This is a genomic window from Haloglomus halophilum (genome assembly GCF_024298885.1).
GTDB classification, from domain to species: Archaea; Halobacteriota; Halobacteria; order Halobacteriales; family Haloarculaceae; genus Haloglomus; species Haloglomus halophilum.
This window is the reverse complement of sequence record NZ_CP101166.1, coordinates 2115639-2132559: the sequence shown is the minus strand read 5'-3', so window position 1 is coordinate 2132559 and position 16921 is coordinate 2115639. Positions and strand designations below refer to the sequence as shown.

The following is a 16921-nucleotide window of genomic DNA, read 5'->3' as shown; positions in this document are numbered from 1 at the left end:
CGGGTATCGTTCACGACCGCTGCACGGCCGGGGGCGAACTATTAGCTCCCTCACTGTCGTGGGACATAGATGACCCAAGACGACTTCGACCTCTCGGCGCCGGAACTGAGCGAGGACGACCTGCTCGTGGTTGACGATCCACACTTCGACCGCGACTCCGTCGCGCTGGTGACGGGCGCTGCGTCCGGTATCGGACGGGCGACGGCCGTCGCGCTGGCGCGGAACGGCCTCACGGTCGTCGGCGCCGACGTGGACCAGGAGGGACTCGACGACACAGGAGCGAAGGCCGAGGAACTGGACGCCCCCGGTCGGTTCGTCGGCGTCGAAACAGACCTGACCGACGACGAGGATGTCGCCGCGGTCATCGAGGCCGCGGCCGAGGAAGGTGCCCTTCGGTACGTCGCCAACGTCGCCGGGATGCAACACATCGCGTCCATCCCCGAGTTCCCGATGGACCGGTACGACCTGCTGCTGGACCTGATGCTCCGGGCGCCGTTCCTCGTCAGCAAACTGGCGATGCCGCACATCCGCGAGAACGGGGACGGCGTCGGTGCGATCGCCAACATGTCCTCGGTCCACGGCCACTACGCCACGAAGGACAAGTCGGCGTACATCACGGCCAAACACGGTATCCACGGATTGACGAAGGCCATCGCCGCCGAAGGTGAGGGCTCGCTCCGCGGGTTCTCCGTCAGTGTCGGCTACGTCCTGACGCCGCTGATGGTGAACCAGATCGAGGACACCGCGGAGGAACGCGGCCTCTCCGAGCGACAGGTCATCGAGAACGTGATGCTCGGCCAGGCCCGGACGAAGGAGATGATGACGCCCGCGCAGGTCGCGAACCTGTTCACCTTCGGCTTCTCGGGCCACGGCCAGCACCTGAACGGTGCGGACATGCTCTGGGACGGCGGCTACACCACCACCTATGAGTGACCCGACGCGGGTCGCGATTGCCTGTCAGGGCGGCGGGAGCCACACGGCGTTCACCGCGGGCGTACTCAAGGGCCTGTTCAAGAACTGGCCCGACGAGTACGAACTGGTCGGCATCAGCGGCACCTCGGGCGGGGCGTTCAACGCCCTCGCCGCGTGGTACGGGCTCGTGACCGAGGGCGAGGCCCGGGCGGTCGAACTCGTGGACGCCGTATGGGACGACCTTGCGGCCGACGGGACAGACCGGTTCACCAACGACTGGGTGGTCGGGCTCTCGCGGCTGGAGAGCATGGGCGTCCCGCTGCCGCAGGTCAGCCCCTACCAGAATCCTGGCTCGGAACTCGGCAAGCAGGCGATCCGTGAAACCCTGGAGCGACACATCGATTTCGAGGAGATCCCGGACCACTGCGGACACGAGCGCCCGGAGCTGGTCGTCGGAACGGTCGACATCAACGGCGGCGAGTTCGAGACGTTCACGAACGAGCGCGTGGACGTGGACGCCGTGCTGGCGTCGGCGGCCGTCCCGAACCTGTTCGAGGCCGTCGAGATCAACGGTCACTACCACTGGGACGGCCTGTTCAGCCAGAACCCGCCGATCGACGACCTGCTGACCGTCGACGCCGACCGGAAGCCCGAGGAGCTGTGGGTCATCCAGATCAACCCGCAGGAGCGCGATGGCAAGCCGACCTCGCTGGCGGAGATCGCCGACCGGCGCAACGAACTGTCGGGCAACATCTCTCTGAATCAGGAACTCCGGACCATCGAACGCGTCAACGACTGGATCGACGAGGGCCACCTCCCGGAGAGCGACTTCACCAAGACGACAATCAAGCGAGTTGAGATGTCGGAGACCTACCACTGCTCGACAAAGGTCGACCGCAGTCGCTCGTTCCTGTCGACGCTGATGGAGCGCGGCGAGGAGCGGGCACCGGAATTTCTCGAATAGCGGCCCAAGGCGGTCGGGTTCTCCACCTTCTCGGTCGTGCGCAACCGGCACACGTTCCGTTCCGGATTATATTCCCCCCCAGCGTTCGTCGGACAACGATGTCTCCAGGGCTCTCCGAACTCCCGGACACGGAGCGGGCGGTGCTTGCGGACCTGGCCCCCAGTGCGAAGCTGGTGGCGCTGGTGCTGGCAGAACGCGGTCGGATGACACAGCAACAACTCGTCGAGGAGACGTTGCTCTCCGTCCGAACAACGCGGCACGCGCTAACCGAACTCGAGGATGCAGGTATCGTCACCTCACGAGTGTCGTTCATGGACGCCCGGCAGCGCCTCTACTCGGTCGCCGGGGACGTGGCGACGGACCGGGCCGTGGAGCTGCCAGTCACGCACCGGTGACAGTTTGCGGCCTCGACAACGACGCCGACCCATGAACGTCCGCCGAGTGGTCCCTCGCGACGCCATCCCGAGCGTCGACGACCCGTCGTTCGGCGAGCGGTACGACGGCGAGGCCGACGACACCGTCATCGCAGTCGAGAACGGTGAGCGTGCGCGTGCCTACCCGGTCCGATACCTCCACTACCACGAGATCGTCAACGACACCATCGGCGACGACCCGATCGCCGTGACCTGGTGTCCGCTCTGCGGGAGCGCCGTGGTGTACGACCGCCGGCACCGCGGGCGTGTGCTGGAGTTCGGCGTCTCCGGGAAGCTCGCCGATGACGACCTCGTCATGTACGACCGGGAGAGCGAGAGCGAGTGGAAGCAGTCTAGCGGCGAGTGCATCGCCGGCCGGTTCGCGGGCGACTCGCTGTCCGTCCGCCCGGGAGCGATGCTCTCCTGGCGCGAGTTCCGCGACGCGCATCCAGACGGCGTTGTCCTCCAGCCGCCCGGTGGCAAGAGCGAGGCCGCTAGCGACGACGACGACCCGGCGCCCATCGACTACGATACGTCGCCGTACGCGGACTATTTCGCCGGCGAGGGGTTCGGCCTCGCCGCCCACCGCGGGACAGACGACGACCGAGAGTGGACCCGGGACGACCTCCGCCCGAAGACCGCCGTCCTCGGTTTCGAGACCGACGACACGGCGCTCGGGTTCCCGCTCCCCCGCGTGCTCGACGCTGGCGGGGTCGTCCAGACGACCGTCGAGGAGCGGCCAGTGCTGGTCGTCGCGACCGAGGCCGGCGACATCCACGGCTTCGCCGACCCTAGAATACAGTTCGGGTGGACCGGGGCGGGACTCGTGGGTGACGGCACGACCTGGGACCCCGCGACCGGCCGAGCAGCAGACGGCCGGCGCCTCGACCGACTGCCGGCCCGGCGGGTGTTCGCGTTCACGTGGCGCGACGACCACGGCCCTGACGCGTTCTACGACGCTAACTGAGGGGCTGATTCCGTGGCGGTAACCGAGGTACCGGGCCGTTCGCTAACGCTTAACAGTATCTGCGAGTAACCTACAGGCAGGAGGTAATCACGATGGTTGCAGCAAACACCTGTCCGGGCGAGAACTGCACGACGGTTGGAGTCGACGCGATTCCGTTCGACGACTTCGACGAGATGGAGAGCGGCGACGGTGATCTCATCGTCTTCGACGTGAACGAGGAGGACGCGTGGGTCCAGTCGAGCCTGTACGTGTCCCGGGAATCGATGCGCTAGGGGTGCGAGTCGCGCGTCCCCTCCGTGAGGTGTTGCTTCCCCCAGGTCTCCATCTCCTGAATGACCGGCTCCAGAGAGCGCCCGCGCTCGGTCAGCGAGTACCTGACCCGGAACGGCTTCTCGCTGACGATCTCCCGGTCGACGATCCCGTACCCCTCGAGCGTCTCCAGGGTATCCGAGAGGACCTTCGAAGAGATGCCGTCTACGGCCTCCTTCAGTTCGTTGAACCCACAGCCACCGTGATTCAGCAGCCGGTGGACGACGACCGGGTTCCACTTCCCACTCAGGACGGTCGATGTCGATGTGACCGGGCACCAGTCCTCACCGGCACACCAGACCTCGAGTTGTGTGTCACTGCTCGCCATGCGAGAGAGTTGCGACATCAGCAGATAAACCCCACTCGGGCGTCCCCGGAGTACGCACGACGTCCGAACGGGGCACTGACCGGCGGGAAACCCGGTAACGTCCACGCCGCCGAAAGGCTATGCAGTGGTCTCCGGTACTGTCGGGGAAGGATGTGTACAGAGCGAACACCTTCGGGGCCAACCGAACCCGAGCGGGCCACCATCACCGACGAGTCCGCGCTGGAAGCAATTCTCGAGACGGATACACTGGTCCTCATCGAGTTCCACGCCGACTGGTGTGCGGCCTGTAGCCTCGTCACGCCTGCACTGAGGCAGTTACAGAGCGAGTATCCATTCACCCTCGCCCGCGTGGACGTGGATACGGACGCAGGCGATTCGATTGCCGACCGGTACGATGTCTCGGGACTTCCGACCATCGTGGTGGTCGAGGACGGTGAGCACGTCGACATGCGCCGTGGAATCCAGCAGAAGGGAACGCTTCGAACACTCCTGCAGCGCAATCTCGACTGAGTCAGGCGTGCTGGTTGTCGGGGGCGCCCTCCTCTGCGTTCACATCGAGCGCGAGTTCCTCGACTCGGTCGGGGACACTCCACGTCCGATCGTCCTCGCGGCCGTCGGCCGCTGCGGTGCCGTCCTCACAGCAGGGTGCCACGAACGAGAGCGAGCCCCCCCGGTACTCTGCGAGGGCCCGGTCGGGGAAGCATGCGCCCGACACCGACTCGCCAGTGAGGAGCGACCGTCCGGTCTCGCGCCGGAAGGCAGGGGCGAGCGTACGACCGGTCCCGGATGCCCACTGCTCGAACTGCTCGAACTTCTTCAGCAGTGCTGACCCGATCTCAGTCTTGGCTGCGACCGTCTCGGGACAGATGCGATTCCCCGTGACCACGACCTCGATGGAGTCGACGGCAGCCGACTGTTGGAGCGTCGTGAGCAGTGACTCCTGGCTGTCCCGGGCGTCCGTCGGGGACAGCGTCCGGACGTACAGTTCGACGTGTGTGCCCTCGTTGGGAACGGCGCGTATCCGCATACACGTTCAGTTGTCTCTCTACGTGATAGTTCTACGACAACTCGTGACATACTCGGTTACCATCCGGTTCTCTAGCCGCGAAGCCGCTGATAAAGGCCAGATTACTCTGAATAGCGCCGTATGGAGATAGGTTTCACAGTATCGATAGCCGCGTTACCGATAGGTAATCCGATAACTAATCAGATAGCTGAGATTTAATATCAGTGGTTACCACTGGTAACCTGTATGACGACACTGATCGCTGGACTGGCCGGAGGACTCGTGGCGACGATCGTGATGACCATGCTGATGATGGTCATGGGCGACGGAGGGCCACCGCCGACCGCCCGCCTGGTCGCGAAGTTCGCCGGCGGCGAGCCCGAAGAGTACGCGATGCCCGGGATGTTGCTCCACTTCGCGTACGGTATCGGGGCCGGGGTCGTCTTCGCGCTCGGTGTGCCCGCGCTCAACATCATCGACCTGGAATCGATCGGTCTCGCCATCGTTGCCGGCTTCGTCTACGGCCTCGTCCTGATGATCGGCGGGATGGTGTTCTGGATGCGCATGGTCATCGGGATGGAGCCCGACGGTGACATGATGAAGATGTTCGGGACGGTTCACGTCGTCTACGGCCTGGTCCTGGGCGCGTTCATCGGCACGGGAATCCTGGCCTGAACGGACCGCCTGGTCGAATCATCAATGAGACGACGAGTTCTGGGTATCATGGCCGCGGCAGCCGGTGCCCTCCTCACGGTCGCTGTGCTCGCAGGGGACGCCGAGGCCGTCTCGCTCTCCGCCCCGCTGCTCTCGAACGCTCCGGGGCAGGTGACGCTACCCGTCATCGGTCAGTTCCCGGTCGACACGTACCTCGCCCACTGGTGGGTGTTCCCGGTTTCGGTGCTGTTCGCGACGGTCGCCATCGGCTCCGGCGTCTCGGGCGCGTTGTTCTTCAGCCCGTTCTTCCTGCTGGTGCTCGGCCTCTCGCCCGCCCAGGCCATCGGCGCCGGCCTCCTGACGGAGGTGTTCGGGATGGGCAACGGGCTCCGTTCGTACGTCAAACAGCGCGTCGTGGACTTCCAGACGGCGAAGTGGCTGTTGCTGGGTGCCGTGCCGGCCATCATCGCGGGGGCCTTCGCCGCCCACTTCGTGGACCCGGACCTGCTGAAACTCGCCTTCGGGGTCGGGCTACTGGGTCTGGGGGGGTTCCTCGTGTACTACGACTCGCCGGAGGAGTGTGAGCCCGGAGAGTGTGAGGGGGAGTTCCTCCGGGAGAAGAACACCGGGCGCGGCTCGACCGTCGTCGAGGCGGCCGACGGCGAGCGCTTCGAGTACGACACCTGCTGGCGGCCGCCGGGAGTGAGCCTCGCTGCCGTCGGGGGCTTCATCACCGGACTCATCAGCGCCGGCTTGCCCGAAATCGTCACGACACAGCTCATCGTCCGTTGTCGGGTGCCGCCTCGAGTTGCCGTCGCGACCAGCGTGTTCACACTGGCCATCGCCGCCGTCGCAGGGGCACTGGTTCACGCCCTCACCGCGACGCCGGTCTGGTGGGTCGTTGCGTGGTCGATTCCCGGGGTCCTGATCGGGAGTGCCATCGGCTCGCGGGTCGGTCGTTACATCCCGAGCGAACTGATGGAGACCGGCCTCGGGGTGGTGTTCGCTCTCGTCGGCGGTATCGTGCTGGCCGTCGAGTTCGTGGTGTAGCCGGAACGGCTGCGGAGCCGAGCTCGCTCCTCCGGTTGAATCACCGGACACCGGCGGAACACCGATACATCCGGAAGTCCACGATACGGTATGTCGATCGACGACGAGTTGAAGTACCGGACTCTCATGGAGGCGGCTCCGGATGCCATCTTCTTCCTGGATATGCAGTCGGGGAAGATCGTCGATGTCAACGACCGGGCCCTCGAACTCCTGGGCTACGACCGTTCGGAGATCGCCGGTGAACCCGTCCAGGCGCTCCATCCGACGGAGGACATGGAACAGTACGTCGGGAAGTTCGCAGAGTCAGTCGGGGAGGGCTCGGTCCACTTCTCGCGGTTCGACGACGGGACGCAGGCCTGCCTCGTGGACGAGAGCGGCAGACGAATCCCGGTCGACATCCACGCCCGCGTCGCGGAGACCGACCAGGGGCCGTACGTGTTCGGTATCGCTCGCGACATCTCCGCCATCCGCGAGTACGAGCAGGAGATCGAGCAGCTGGCCGGCGAGTTGGCCGTTGTCAACCGCCTCGTTCGCCACGACATCCGGAACGACATGGCCGTCATCAGGGGGTTGCTCGGGGAACTGGAGGACGCCGATGATGACGAGCGGGGCGCAATCGTCGACCGGCTCCTGCGCCAGAGCGACGCCGTGGTCGAACTCACCGAGACGGTCAAGGACTACGTCGAGGTGCTCGAGGAGGACGCCGATATCGAACTGGAGCCGGTCCACGTGGACTCGATCGTCGAGCGCGAGGCCCGCTCAGCGAGACAGGGGCACGGAGACATGGAGATTACGCTCGAGGGGATTCCAACGGGGCCAGTTCTCGCGAACAGTCTCCTCGGCTCGGTCTTCCGGAACCTGTTCCACAACGCTGTTCAGCACAACGACAAGGACGTGGCTCGCGTGACGGTATCCGGTGAAGAACGGCCCGAGACGGTCGTGATCCGCGTCGCCGACAACGGTCCGGGTATCGACGAGTCACAGCGCGAGCAGATCTTCGGGAAGGGACAGAAGGGACTCGACAGCGCAGGGACGGGTATCGGTCTCTTCCTCGTCGGGAAACTGGTCGAGAAGTTCGACGGGGAGATCTCCGTACGGGACAACGAGCCCGAAGGAACCGTCTTCGAGGTGGAGCTACGGAAAGCCTGACAGGGATTCAGCAGCGGAGCCTGCAAGCGGCAGGAAATCCCCGAATACACGAGGTACTCGGACACAGCTACACGTTCTCCACCGAGCGGCCGACAGCGTACAAGACACGAGTTGGATACCGGGTTACAATGTGGTTAGGGGGCGCTTTTGTCGCTCCGACCCGTTCTACAGACTATGAAACGGCCGGTAACACGCAGAGCCGTCCTCGGGGCGCTCGGTGCGGCCTCACTGGCCGGATGCACGGAGTTGGGTACCGGCGGCGCACGGGTCGATGGTCGCCCGACGACAAGCGGGGGAACTGGCGGGACCAGCCCGCCGACAGTGACCGACCATCTCCCACTCCCGATGGAGCCCTCCTCGCTTCGGTCCGAAGCAGTCTCGGGAGGACCACCCAAGGACGGCATCCCGTCGATCGACGACCCGAGCTTCATCTCCGCGGGCGAGGCTTCGAACTGGCTCGATCCTGGCGATCCAGTGTTCGGACTGGTCACGGATGGCGGTGCAAAAGCGTACCCACAGTCGATTCTCGTCCTCCACGAGATCTGCAACGATGTCGTCGACGGGCAGCCGGTGAGCGTCACCTACTGCCCGCTGACCGGCACGGCGATGGGGTTCGAACGCGGGGAGACGACGTTCGGGGTGTCCGGGCGGCTGGTCAACAACAACCTCATCATGTACGACCGGGCGACCGAGACATGGTGGCCGCAGGTACTCGCCACCGCAATTCCTGGTCCGTGGAACGATTCGTATACGACGCGCTCGCTGGAGGAGTTCCGCCTCGTCTGGACCACCTGGAAGCGGTGGTCGAACCGGCATCCGGAAACCGAGGTTCTCTCGCGGGACACCGGGTTCGCGAAGAACTACGAGCGGGACCCGTACGGTTCGTACAACCCTCGGCGGGGGTACTACCGCCCGGGGAGCTCCCCGATGTTCACCTCCTTCTCGGACGACGACCGCCTCGAGGAGAAGACGGTCGTCATCGGCACCCGCACGCCGGAGGGCGCGGCCGCGTTCGAGAAGGACACGCTCCGAGCGCAGGGGCTCGTCGCGGGGGAACTGGGCGGCGAACCGATCCTCGCGGTCCACGACCCCGCCCTCGACACGGGATACGTCTACCGCAACCCCGAGGGCCGTCAGTTCGAGCACCGGGACGGGCAGGTCGTCGACGCGTCCGGAACCGCGCACCGACCGGCGGCGCTTCCACTGGAGCGGACGCTGGCGTTCGACGCGATGTGGTTCGCGTGGAGCGGCTTCTACCCGGAGACGAACCTGTATGCCAGCGACTGATCCCACCCCGGCGGTCACAGGTGACGAGGGGGCGCTGGCCGGGACAGCCGCCGCGCTGCGGGCGGCGGCAGGCCGGTGGGATTCCAGCGCCGTGTTCCTCCTCGCGACGGTGGGCTATCTCGTGGTGTACCTGGCCACGGTCGGCGATCTTGCCCTCTTCGGGAGCGGCGGCGCGCTCACGGTCCGGGTTGCGGACGACCTCTCGCGGGCGCTCACCGGCCTCGGCTTCTTCCGGTTCGGGGCGATCGCGGTCGTGACTGTCGGCCCAGTCACCTACCTCCTGTCACCGCTCAACCTGCTCTTGGCGCTGTTCCTCGCCGGACTCGTGGGAGCGAACGTCGCGCTCACCTACCTCGGGCTGATCCAGCCCCGGGCCTGTGGGCTCGAGTCCTCGACGGGCATCCTCGCGGGCCTCCCGGCCCTGCTGTCCGGCGCGGCCTGCTGTGGGCCGACGATCCTCCTCGTGGTCGGCATCCAGGCCAGCGCAACCCTCGTCACGGGGTTCCAGCTGCTCGTCCCGGTCGCCGTCGCGATGCTGGTGGCGAGCCTGCTCCTCGTCGGCCGCCAGGTCGACCCGGCCCTGCTCTGACCAGCGCTCCCCGAGGGGCGTCGGTCACCGGGTCGTGCAACACGGCCGGCCTACACTCGCTCGACTGCCACTGTGGTGGCGTCGTCGAAGGGACGGGCGTAGTCGAGGCCGGCCTCGTGGAACACCGCGTCCGGGATACCGAGGTCGACACAGTAGAGGTCGCAGTCCACCGCCTGCAGACCCGTCTTCGGTAGTGCGAGCGTGACGACACGGTCGGGACGAACCGCGACACCGGGTCGCTCACCGGTCGTGGCATCGACCCCCGACGGCACGTCGAGTGAGACGACGGCACCCCCTTCGGGAGCCGCTTCGATGATCTCCGCTGCCGTGCCGCGCGGCGCACCCTGCAGCCCGTACCCCAGCAAGGCGTCCAGCACCACGTCGGTATCGGGGAGCGGTGGGCCGACCGTGTAGGCGACGCCGGCGCGGTCCAGCACGCCCCACTGGCGAGCGGCGGCTCCCGAGAGTCCCGCCGGCGACCTGTCGAGTACCACCGACACCGCCACGCCACGGTTGTGGAGATGCCGCGCGGCGACCAGTCCGCCGCCGCCGTTCCCTCCCGCCCCGGCCAGCACGACGACGCGGTCGTCGGGACCGATGCCCGACCGTTCGACGAGGCCACGGCCGGCGTTCTCCATCATCGAGAGCAACGCGAGGCCGAACCCGTCGACGGCGACACGGTCGACGGCCGCCATCTCGTCGGTCGTCACGGCTGGAACGGGGGTGCCATCTGGGGTCCGGAGGGGTGGCTCATACCCGTTCGGACACCGGACGGCTGATTAGTTCCCAGGGGGACTGTGTGTGAGGCGCACGCACGGGATAGCCGTTTGTCCAGGCACGAGAACGGCCGAGGCATGGCGAATCCCCCAGCGCTGAACGACGTCGACCGGCACGTCCGGAACCGTGGCTCGGAGGCGCTGGAACTGGCCACGCGACTGGTCGGAGTCGATACGGCGACCCCCCGGGCGAGACCGCTGCCCTCGTCGACCTCGTCGAGGAGTGGCTCCCCACAGCCGTCCGGACCGAGCGGGTGGTCGGTGACCCGGCGAAACCGAACCTGCTCGCCCGAATCTCGGGGGACAGCAATCAGGCGCTCTGTCTCAACGGCCATCTCGACACCGTTCCGTTCGACGAGCACGAGTGGCAGCACGACCCGCTCGGCGAGCGCGTCGACGACCGGCTGTACGGGCGCGGCGCGACGGATATGAAGGGTGCCGTCGCGTCGATGCTGCTGGCCGTCGCCGCGTTCGCCGAGACGGACACCACCCCCCGGTTCCACTGGAGCTGGCACTGGTGAGTGACGAGGAGACCGGGGGCGATGCGGGGCTGGAGACGCTGCTCGACCGGGAGTCGTTCGACCCAGCGGCCTGCGTCATCGGGGAGACGACCGCTCGGAACGACCGGTGTTCGGTCACCGTCGCCGACCGAGGGAGCATCTGGCTGACGCTCGAGGCGACAGGCGTCGGCGCACACGGGTCCCGGCCGATGCTGGGGACGAATGCCATCGACCGGGTCTACGATGCCGTCGAGTCGCTCCGGACGATGCTCGCCGGCGAGCCACTGCAGTTGCCGGCGGCAGTCGAGCGGATCGTCGACGAGTCGGTCGATTTCTACGCGCCGGAGGCGGGCGCCGATGCGGCCCGGAACCTGTTCGAGTTCCCGACCCTGAACCTCGGAACACTCGAAGGGGGAACAGCCGTCAATTCGGTTCCGACGACCGCGACCGCCGAGGTGGACATCGGCGTCACCGCCGGCGTGTCGACGGAACGCGTACTGGGGCGTATCCGGGACTGCGTCCACGGACACGATGCTGTCACGATCACCGACCTGTCCTGGAGCCAGGGGAGCTACGAACCCGTGGACGGGTCGATCGTCTCGGCGACGGTCGAGTCCGTCCGGCGGGTCACCGACGCCAGGGTCCACCGCCGGAGTGCCACCGGTGGCGGTGACGCGAAGACGCTCCGTCACGCCGGCGTTCCGACGGTCGAGTTGGGATTCGGAACGGGGTCGGCTCACGGTCCCGACGAGTACATCACCCGTCAGGATATCCTCAACAACGCGCGGGTCTACGCCGCAGTCCCGTTCCTGCTCCGGCGACGCTGGGATGGAGACGGGACGGAGAACGACACCTCGGTGGCCGAGGACACCACCTGAGTCTCGGTGACTCTCTCGGGGGCGAGGCGCGCTCTTGCATCCCGGGCGTTCGACCCCAGTACCGTTATGCCCGTGATGGTGCCAGCGGTAAACATGGGAACAGCTAGCACGGAAGCGACTGGCCGGAACGTGGAGCTCGAACTCCAGACACGCGACAGGGGCTGTTTCTTCGTCGAGGCATCGGACGCCGTCGGCTGCCGGGTCACGCTGGAGCACTTCGTCAACCGGTCGGATGGGCGGCTACTGGAGTACTTCACCATCGAGGACGTCGCTCCCGACCGCGTGCTGTCGATGGCCGAGGCGGCCGACGGCATCGCCGACGTGCGGATCGTCGGTCGGGGCGTCGACGAGGCGCTGTTCGAGTTCATCGTCTCCGGGGCCTGTGTGACGACGACGCTGGCCGACACGGGTGCCGTTGCCCGATCCGTCTCGGCGGACTGCGGTGTCGGTCACGTCGTCGCGGATGTCCCGGCCCACGTCGACACGCGGACGGTCGTCGAGCGGTTCCAGGATGCACATCCCGAATCCGAACTCCTTGCCTGCCGCGACGCCGACGGGACTGTCCCGGTTCGGACCAGTCGTGGAGCCCGGGCGGCCCTGGCCGACCGACTCACGGACAAACAGCTCGAGGTGCTTCGGACGGCGTACCTGAGCGGCTACTTCTGCTGGCCCCGGGAGAGCAGTGCCGAGGAGTGTGCGGACGCACTGGGCATCACCCAGCCGACGTTCAGTCAGCACATCAGGGCCGCGCAGGCGAGGGTGATGGACGGGCTCTTCGGCGGTGACCGACACGCCACTGTCGATTGAACCAGTGCCGCTCGCTACGCCTTCGACCCACGCTACCTATGGTCATAGGCAGCAGCCGTTTTCGCCTCCGGGTGCAGGGTACGCCAGAGGGATTCCACAATGAAATCCTACGCCGAATGGACAGCAGCACAGGACTCGACATCGGTCACCGTCGATGATCACGACCTCGACGTGGCGTACTACGAGGCGGGCGAGGGTAACGGGGACCCAGTCGTGTTCATGCACGGTATCCCGACGAACTCGTACCTCTGGCGGCACATCCTGCCCGCGGTCGCCGAGCACCGCCACGCCATCGCCGTGGACATGCTCGGCTACGGGCAGTCGGCGATGCACGACGGCTTCGACCGGTCGCTCCGGGCCCAGGAGGAGATGCTCGACGACCTGCTCGACACCTTCGGCTTCGACACGGTGTCGCTGGTCGGCCACGACCTCGGCGGGGGGGTGTTCCTCCGCTACGCCTGCCACCAGCCCGACGCCGTCGACCGGCTGGTGCTGTCGAACTCCGTGGCGTACGACTCCTGGCCCATCCAGACCATCACCGACCTCGGGCTCCCGGAGTCGGCCCGGGACAACTCCCCGGCCGACGTGCAGGGGATGCTCGACGGGCTCTTCCGGCAGACGCTGTGGGGCGACGACCACGACGAGGCGTTCCTCGAGGGTATGAAAGCGCCCTGGAACTCGGAGGAAGGCGTCACGTCGATCGTCCGCAACGCCGTCGCGACGAACACCAGTCACACGACCGAGGTCGACCCCACGAACGTCACCGCGGACACGCTGCTCCTGTGGGGGCTCGAGGACGAGTTCCAGCCGGTAGAGTGGGCCGAGCGCCTGGAGTCGGACATCGACAGCTGCGAGCTGGTCGGGCTGGAGGAGGCCGTCCACTGGGTGCCGGAGGACCGCCCGGAGACGTTCACCGAGCGGACGGTGGAGTTCCTGACCTGATGAGTGCTTCAACGTAATCCCTCGGCTCGAGGCCGTATTCGGGGACGAACTCCCGGGGCATCTGAGCGGCTATACAGGGACTCAGTAAAACGCGACCGATATGTGGACCCAGTAGTACCGTTCACGACCAGTGCCGAGGTCTCCCGATCAGACCAGCTGGATGGTGTTGCCGTTCGCGGTGACGTGGAGGTCGCGGCCGACCTTGTAGCCCTGGCTCGACGCCAGCTCGACATACCCCGAGTACCCCTTCGTGTTCTGGTGAGCCGGGATGACGTGCTGTGGCTGGAGCGCGTCCAGCATCGCGTAGTGGCCCTCCTGTGAGAGGTGGCCGGAGACGTGGATATCGTCGTAGATGCGGGCCCCCTGCATCCGCAGCAGCTGCTCGGACTGGTAGCGCTGGCCCTCGTTCGTGGGTTCGGGGATGACGCGAGCCGAGAACAGCACCTTGTCGCCCTGGTCCAGTTCGTAGGGGGTCTCGCCGCGGCCCATTCGGGTGAGCATCGCACGGGGCTCGCCCTGGTGGCCTGTCACGACGGGGAGGTACTTCTCCTTGCCTTCGTTCATGATTCGCTTGAACGTACTGTCGACCGAATTACGGTGGCCGTACATCCCGAGGTCCTCCGGGAACTCGGCAGCGCCGATCCGCTCGGCTGTGCCGGAGTACTGCTCCATCGAGCGGCCCAGCAGGACCGGCTGGCGGCCGATATCCTCGGCGAACTCGACGAGACTCTTCACGCGGGCGATATGACTGGAGAACGTGGTGGCGACGATGCCGCCGTCGTAGTCCTCGATGGAAGTCATCACGTCCTTCAGGTGGCGCCGGGCCACCGATTCGGAGGGCGTTCGGCCCTTCTTGTTCGCGTTCGTGCAGTCCTCGATATAGCAGAGGACGCCCTCGCCCTCGTGGCCGATCTCGCGGAACCGCTCCATGTCGATGGGGTCACCGATGACGGGGGTGTGGTCCATCCGCTTGTCCAGCCCGTAGACCACGGCCCCCTCGGGCGTGTGGAGGACCGGGTTGATGGCGTCGATGATGGAGTGGGTGACGTTGACGAACTCCAGGTCGACGTTGCCCGAATCGCCGATGGACATCCGCTCGCCCGCGTCCATCTCGATCAGGTCGTTCTCGACCTCGAACTTGCTCTCGTCGCGGATCTCCTCCCGGACGAGCTCGATGGTGAACGGCGTCGCCACGATGGGCGCGTCGTAGCGATGCGCGAGCTTGGAGATGGCGCCGATGTGGTCGAGGTGGCCGTGCGTGGGTACGATAGCCTGCACGTCCCCCTTGAGGTCGGACATGACGCGATCGTCCGGGATGGCCCCCATGTCGATGAGGTCCAGGCTGTGCATCTGTTCGGTCCGGATGTTGTCGTGGATGAGGACCTTCGACAGGTTCAGCCCCATGTCGAAGATGACGATGTCGTCACCGGCCCGCACGGCAGTCATCTGCCGGCCGACCTCCTCGTAGCCGCCGATCGTCGCGATTTCGATTTCCATAGGTAGTTCCGATCAGAGTGATCCCAGAACTCGAGAGAGTGCGCCCGTGAAGGAGAGCCGGTGTGAACCTGGCGTCGACGATCGTCAGTAGAGACGACAGTCGATATAGCCGGGGGACACGGCCGGCCCGGGGACAACGCGTGTTTCGGTTGGCTGGTACCTGACGACCACGACGTAAATAGTCGTGGATTCGGCTATCTCGACCGGATCGTCGCCGCTGTTCGGGGCTGTAGACTGCCGTCGTTCACTCGATCTCGATCTCGAACTGCTCGTTCTCGGCGGGCGTGTTCAGGACGACCGCCGTCGACGATTCGTTGATGTCGGCGTCGGCCAGGAGTTCCTTGATCGTCGCGTTCATGTCGTCGGTATCCTCGAACTTGCCGATGCCGATGATATCGAACTCGCCCGTCACCTCGTACACCGAGACCATCTGTCTGTGACCCTGCAGTCGCTCGGTCAAATCGGGAAGCGCGCTTCCCTCGACCTTGAGTCGGAGAATCGCCGTCACGTCGTACCCCAGTTCGCCGTACTCGACGATCGGGCTGTATCCGGTGATGACACCTCGTTCCTCGAGGTCGTTCAGATGGTTCGAGACCGTCGTCACCGAAACGTCCAGCTCCTCGGCGAGACTGCGAAGACTTGCCCGTCCGTTCCCGATTAACGCATTAACGAGCTTCGTATCGAGATGTTCGTACGTCATACGACTCGATACTAAATATTTGAATATAAATATGCTGGAATGAGTGTTATTCTTCCAACAGTGCTACTGTAGCGCGGTCGATGCTTGACACTGTTCAACTCACGCGCTGAAAGGTGGCGGCCCGGAATCGCTCGTCACCACTCATCGTCCGTCCCTCCGGCTCTCGAGGTACTGATACCGCCCGCCGGATGGCTCGTATGCGAACTCGACACGATCGGGCTCTTGCTCCGTGGCCCAGAGGACACCATCCGTCTCTGCTGCAATCGTTCGCATCGTCTCCTCGTCGTGGGCTGTGTAGTCGATACCGAGGAGGCAGAGCCCTCCCCCGGTTCGGAGTTCGACGATCCGTTCGAGGACCGTACAGACCCGGTCGGCGGGAACGGCATCCAGCATGGGGGTCAGCGACCGGATCACGAGATGGCGTGCCCCGTCGGAGGGAGTGGCCTCGCCGGCCAGATCGGACAGGGCGATCACCAGCCGCTCCAGATCACCGACATTCGGCGTGAACACGACTGGCGTCTCACCGTAGAGCGCGGAGACGGACTGCCCCTCCGAGACGGTATCGACGATTCGCAGCGCTGGCCCGGCCCGGCCCGCAGCGAGCCGCCCATACCGGTCATGCGTCGCCTCGGCGCTCTCGACGGTCGTCACCACGAGGGCGGAATCCGCGGCCGTCCCGCGCTGGTAGAGGAGCTCCAGACAGACGCCGAGTCGTGACGGATCACCGGCCGTCGCGACGAGAACCGTCGCTCCGTCTTCGACTCGTTCCGGAAGCGTATCGATATGCAGGGTCGGCTCATCACTGGTGACCTCTGGAGGTCCGTCCATGGGTACTCAACTACCCCCTCGAGAACGGTCGTCAGTTCGATGACTGTACAGTCGGGCCAGTGTCTGTTCCGGGTAGTATCGACAGCCACAGGACGGGCATTCGGCTATCGTCACCGCATCCCGCCGTTCCGTGTCGATGGGAAGGTCGTATACCTGAACTGTGCGTGCCGTGAGGGCCGTTCCGCAGTCCGAACACGGGAGGTCTGTTTCGTTCATGATTGGCTGTACGAGTGCGCTCGCCCCGTCGGAACTGTCCCGGACACCCATCTGACCAGGGTCTCGGGCACGTTTTGGAGCATGACTCGGCGGCGCTCCCCGAACGGGAGCGGCCGACGGTCGGCGGAGAAAGGACGGGGCCGCGACCT

At 65.9% G+C, this 16921-nt stretch carries 19 protein-coding genes and 1 pseudogene; 14 read left to right on the top strand and 6 right to left on the bottom strand.

The window, feature by feature from the left end; all coding sequences use genetic code 11:
* Positions 1-69 precede the first annotated feature (69 nt).
* From NL114_RS10325 to NL114_RS10305, 5 genes are all read left to right on the top strand, one after another.
* Entirely contained in the window at positions 70-933 is an 864-nt protein-coding gene (locus NL114_RS10325) for an SDR family oxidoreductase (protein ID WP_254820833.1), read from the top strand.
* Positions 926-1876 (top strand): patatin-like phospholipase family protein, encoded by a 951-nt coding sequence (locus tag NL114_RS10320; RefSeq protein ID WP_254820832.1) that lies wholly within the window; start codon positions 926-928, stop codon positions 1874-1876. The genes NL114_RS10325 and NL114_RS10320 overlap by 8 nt, the downstream gene beginning before the upstream one ends.
* A gap of 98 nt (positions 1877-1974) precedes the next feature.
* Positions 1975-2271, top strand: a complete 297-nt coding sequence (locus NL114_RS10315) for a helix-turn-helix transcriptional regulator (RefSeq protein WP_254820831.1) — start codon at positions 1975-1977, stop codon at positions 2269-2271.
* Between the two features lie 31 nt (positions 2272-2302).
* On the top strand, positions 2303-3256 hold the full coding sequence (locus NL114_RS10310; protein ID WP_254820830.1) for a DUF3179 domain-containing protein: 954 nt from the start codon (positions 2303-2305) through the stop codon (positions 3254-3256).
* Positions 3257-3348: 92 nt separating this feature from the next.
* Entirely contained in the window at positions 3349-3528 is a 180-nt protein-coding gene (locus NL114_RS10305; protein ID WP_254820829.1) for a hypothetical protein, read from the top strand.
* On the opposite strand, the gene NL114_RS10300 is transcribed toward NL114_RS10305, so the two are convergent.
* A complete protein-coding gene (locus tag NL114_RS10300; protein WP_254820828.1) occupies positions 3525-3893 on the bottom strand; it encodes a winged helix-turn-helix transcriptional regulator in 369 nt (122 codons plus the stop codon). The genes NL114_RS10305 and NL114_RS10300 overlap by 4 nt on opposite strands.
* A 150-nt stretch (positions 3894-4043) precedes the next feature.
* Between NL114_RS10300 and NL114_RS10295 the strand changes: the two genes are divergently transcribed.
* Entirely contained in the window at positions 4044-4403 is a 360-nt protein-coding gene (locus NL114_RS10295) for a thioredoxin family protein (RefSeq protein ID WP_254820827.1), read from the top strand.
* Position 4404: 1 nt separating this feature from the next.
* Here NL114_RS10295 and NL114_RS10290 read toward each other — a convergent pair whose 3' ends face one another.
* Positions 4405-4920, bottom strand: coding sequence for an HTH domain-containing protein (locus NL114_RS10290; protein ID WP_254820826.1), 516 nt, complete (start codon positions 4918-4920; stop codon positions 4405-4407).
* Between the two features lie 225 nt (positions 4921-5145).
* Here NL114_RS10290 and NL114_RS10285 point away from each other — a divergent pair, with 225 nt between their 5' ends.
* From NL114_RS10285 to NL114_RS10265, 5 genes are all read left to right on the top strand, one after another.
* Positions 5146-5574: a hypothetical protein gene (locus NL114_RS10285; protein WP_254820825.1), complete on the top strand. Its 429-nt coding sequence runs from the start codon at positions 5146-5148 to the stop codon at positions 5572-5574.
* Positions 5575-5598: 24 nt separating this feature from the next.
* Positions 5599-6603 (top strand): sulfite exporter TauE/SafE family protein, encoded by a 1005-nt coding sequence (locus tag NL114_RS10280; protein WP_254820824.1) that lies wholly within the window; start codon positions 5599-5601, stop codon positions 6601-6603.
* 90 nt (positions 6604-6693) lie between these two features.
* Positions 6694-7752 carry an ATP-binding protein gene (locus NL114_RS10275; protein WP_254820823.1) on the top strand — a complete coding sequence of 353 codons (1059 nt, stop codon included), beginning with the start codon at positions 6694-6696 and terminating at the stop codon, positions 7750-7752.
* A 174-nt stretch (positions 7753-7926) separates the two neighbouring features.
* Positions 7927-9039 (top strand): DUF3179 domain-containing protein, encoded by a 1113-nt coding sequence (locus tag NL114_RS10270; RefSeq protein ID WP_254820822.1) that lies wholly within the window; start codon positions 7927-7929, stop codon positions 9037-9039.
* Positions 9026-9628: a hypothetical protein gene (locus NL114_RS10265; RefSeq protein WP_254820821.1), complete on the top strand. Its 603-nt coding sequence runs from the start codon at positions 9026-9028 to the stop codon at positions 9626-9628. The genes NL114_RS10270 and NL114_RS10265 overlap by 14 nt, the downstream gene beginning before the upstream one ends.
* Positions 9629-9678: 50 nt before the next feature.
* Here NL114_RS10265 and NL114_RS10260 read toward each other — a convergent pair whose 3' ends face one another.
* Entirely contained in the window at positions 9679-10338 is a 660-nt protein-coding gene (locus NL114_RS10260; RefSeq protein ID WP_254820820.1) for an NAD(P)H-hydrate epimerase, read from the bottom strand.
* Positions 10339-10482: 144 nt separating this feature from the next.
* Between NL114_RS10260 and NL114_RS10250 the strand changes: the two are divergent.
* The 3 genes and pseudogenes from NL114_RS10250 to NL114_RS10240 all read left to right on the top strand — a co-directional run bounded on the left by NL114_RS10250 (position 10483) and on the right by NL114_RS10240 (position 13531).
* Positions 10483-11782, top strand: a pseudogene (locus tag NL114_RS10250) (M20 family metallopeptidase).
* A gap of 93 nt (positions 11783-11875) precedes the next feature.
* Positions 11876-12589 carry a helix-turn-helix domain-containing protein gene (locus NL114_RS10245; protein ID WP_254820817.1) on the top strand — a complete coding sequence of 238 codons (714 nt, stop codon included), beginning with the start codon at positions 11876-11878 and terminating at the stop codon, positions 12587-12589.
* 99 nt (positions 12590-12688) lie between these two features.
* Positions 12689-13531 carry an alpha/beta fold hydrolase gene (locus tag NL114_RS10240; RefSeq protein ID WP_254820816.1) on the top strand — a complete coding sequence of 281 codons (843 nt, stop codon included), beginning with the start codon at positions 12689-12691 and terminating at the stop codon, positions 13529-13531.
* 147 nt (positions 13532-13678) lie between these two features.
* On the opposite strand, the gene NL114_RS10235 is transcribed toward NL114_RS10240, so the two are convergent.
* The 3 genes from NL114_RS10235 to NL114_RS10225 form a co-directional block, all read right to left on the bottom strand.
* Positions 13679-15028, bottom strand: a complete 1350-nt coding sequence (locus NL114_RS10235; protein WP_254820815.1) for a ribonuclease J — start codon at positions 15026-15028, stop codon at positions 13679-13681.
* Positions 15029-15272: 244 nt separating this feature from the next.
* On the bottom strand, positions 15273-15728 hold the full coding sequence (gene lrp, locus NL114_RS10230; protein ID WP_254820814.1) for an HTH-type transcriptional regulator Lrp: 456 nt from the start codon (positions 15726-15728) through the stop codon (positions 15273-15275).
* A gap of 141 nt (positions 15729-15869) precedes the next feature.
* The gene (locus tag NL114_RS10225) at positions 15870-16556 is read right to left on the bottom strand and encodes a DUF7504 family protein (protein ID WP_254820813.1); all 687 of its coding nucleotides are present in this window, start codon (positions 16554-16556) and stop codon (positions 15870-15872) included.
* Positions 16557-16921 lie beyond the last annotated feature (365 nt).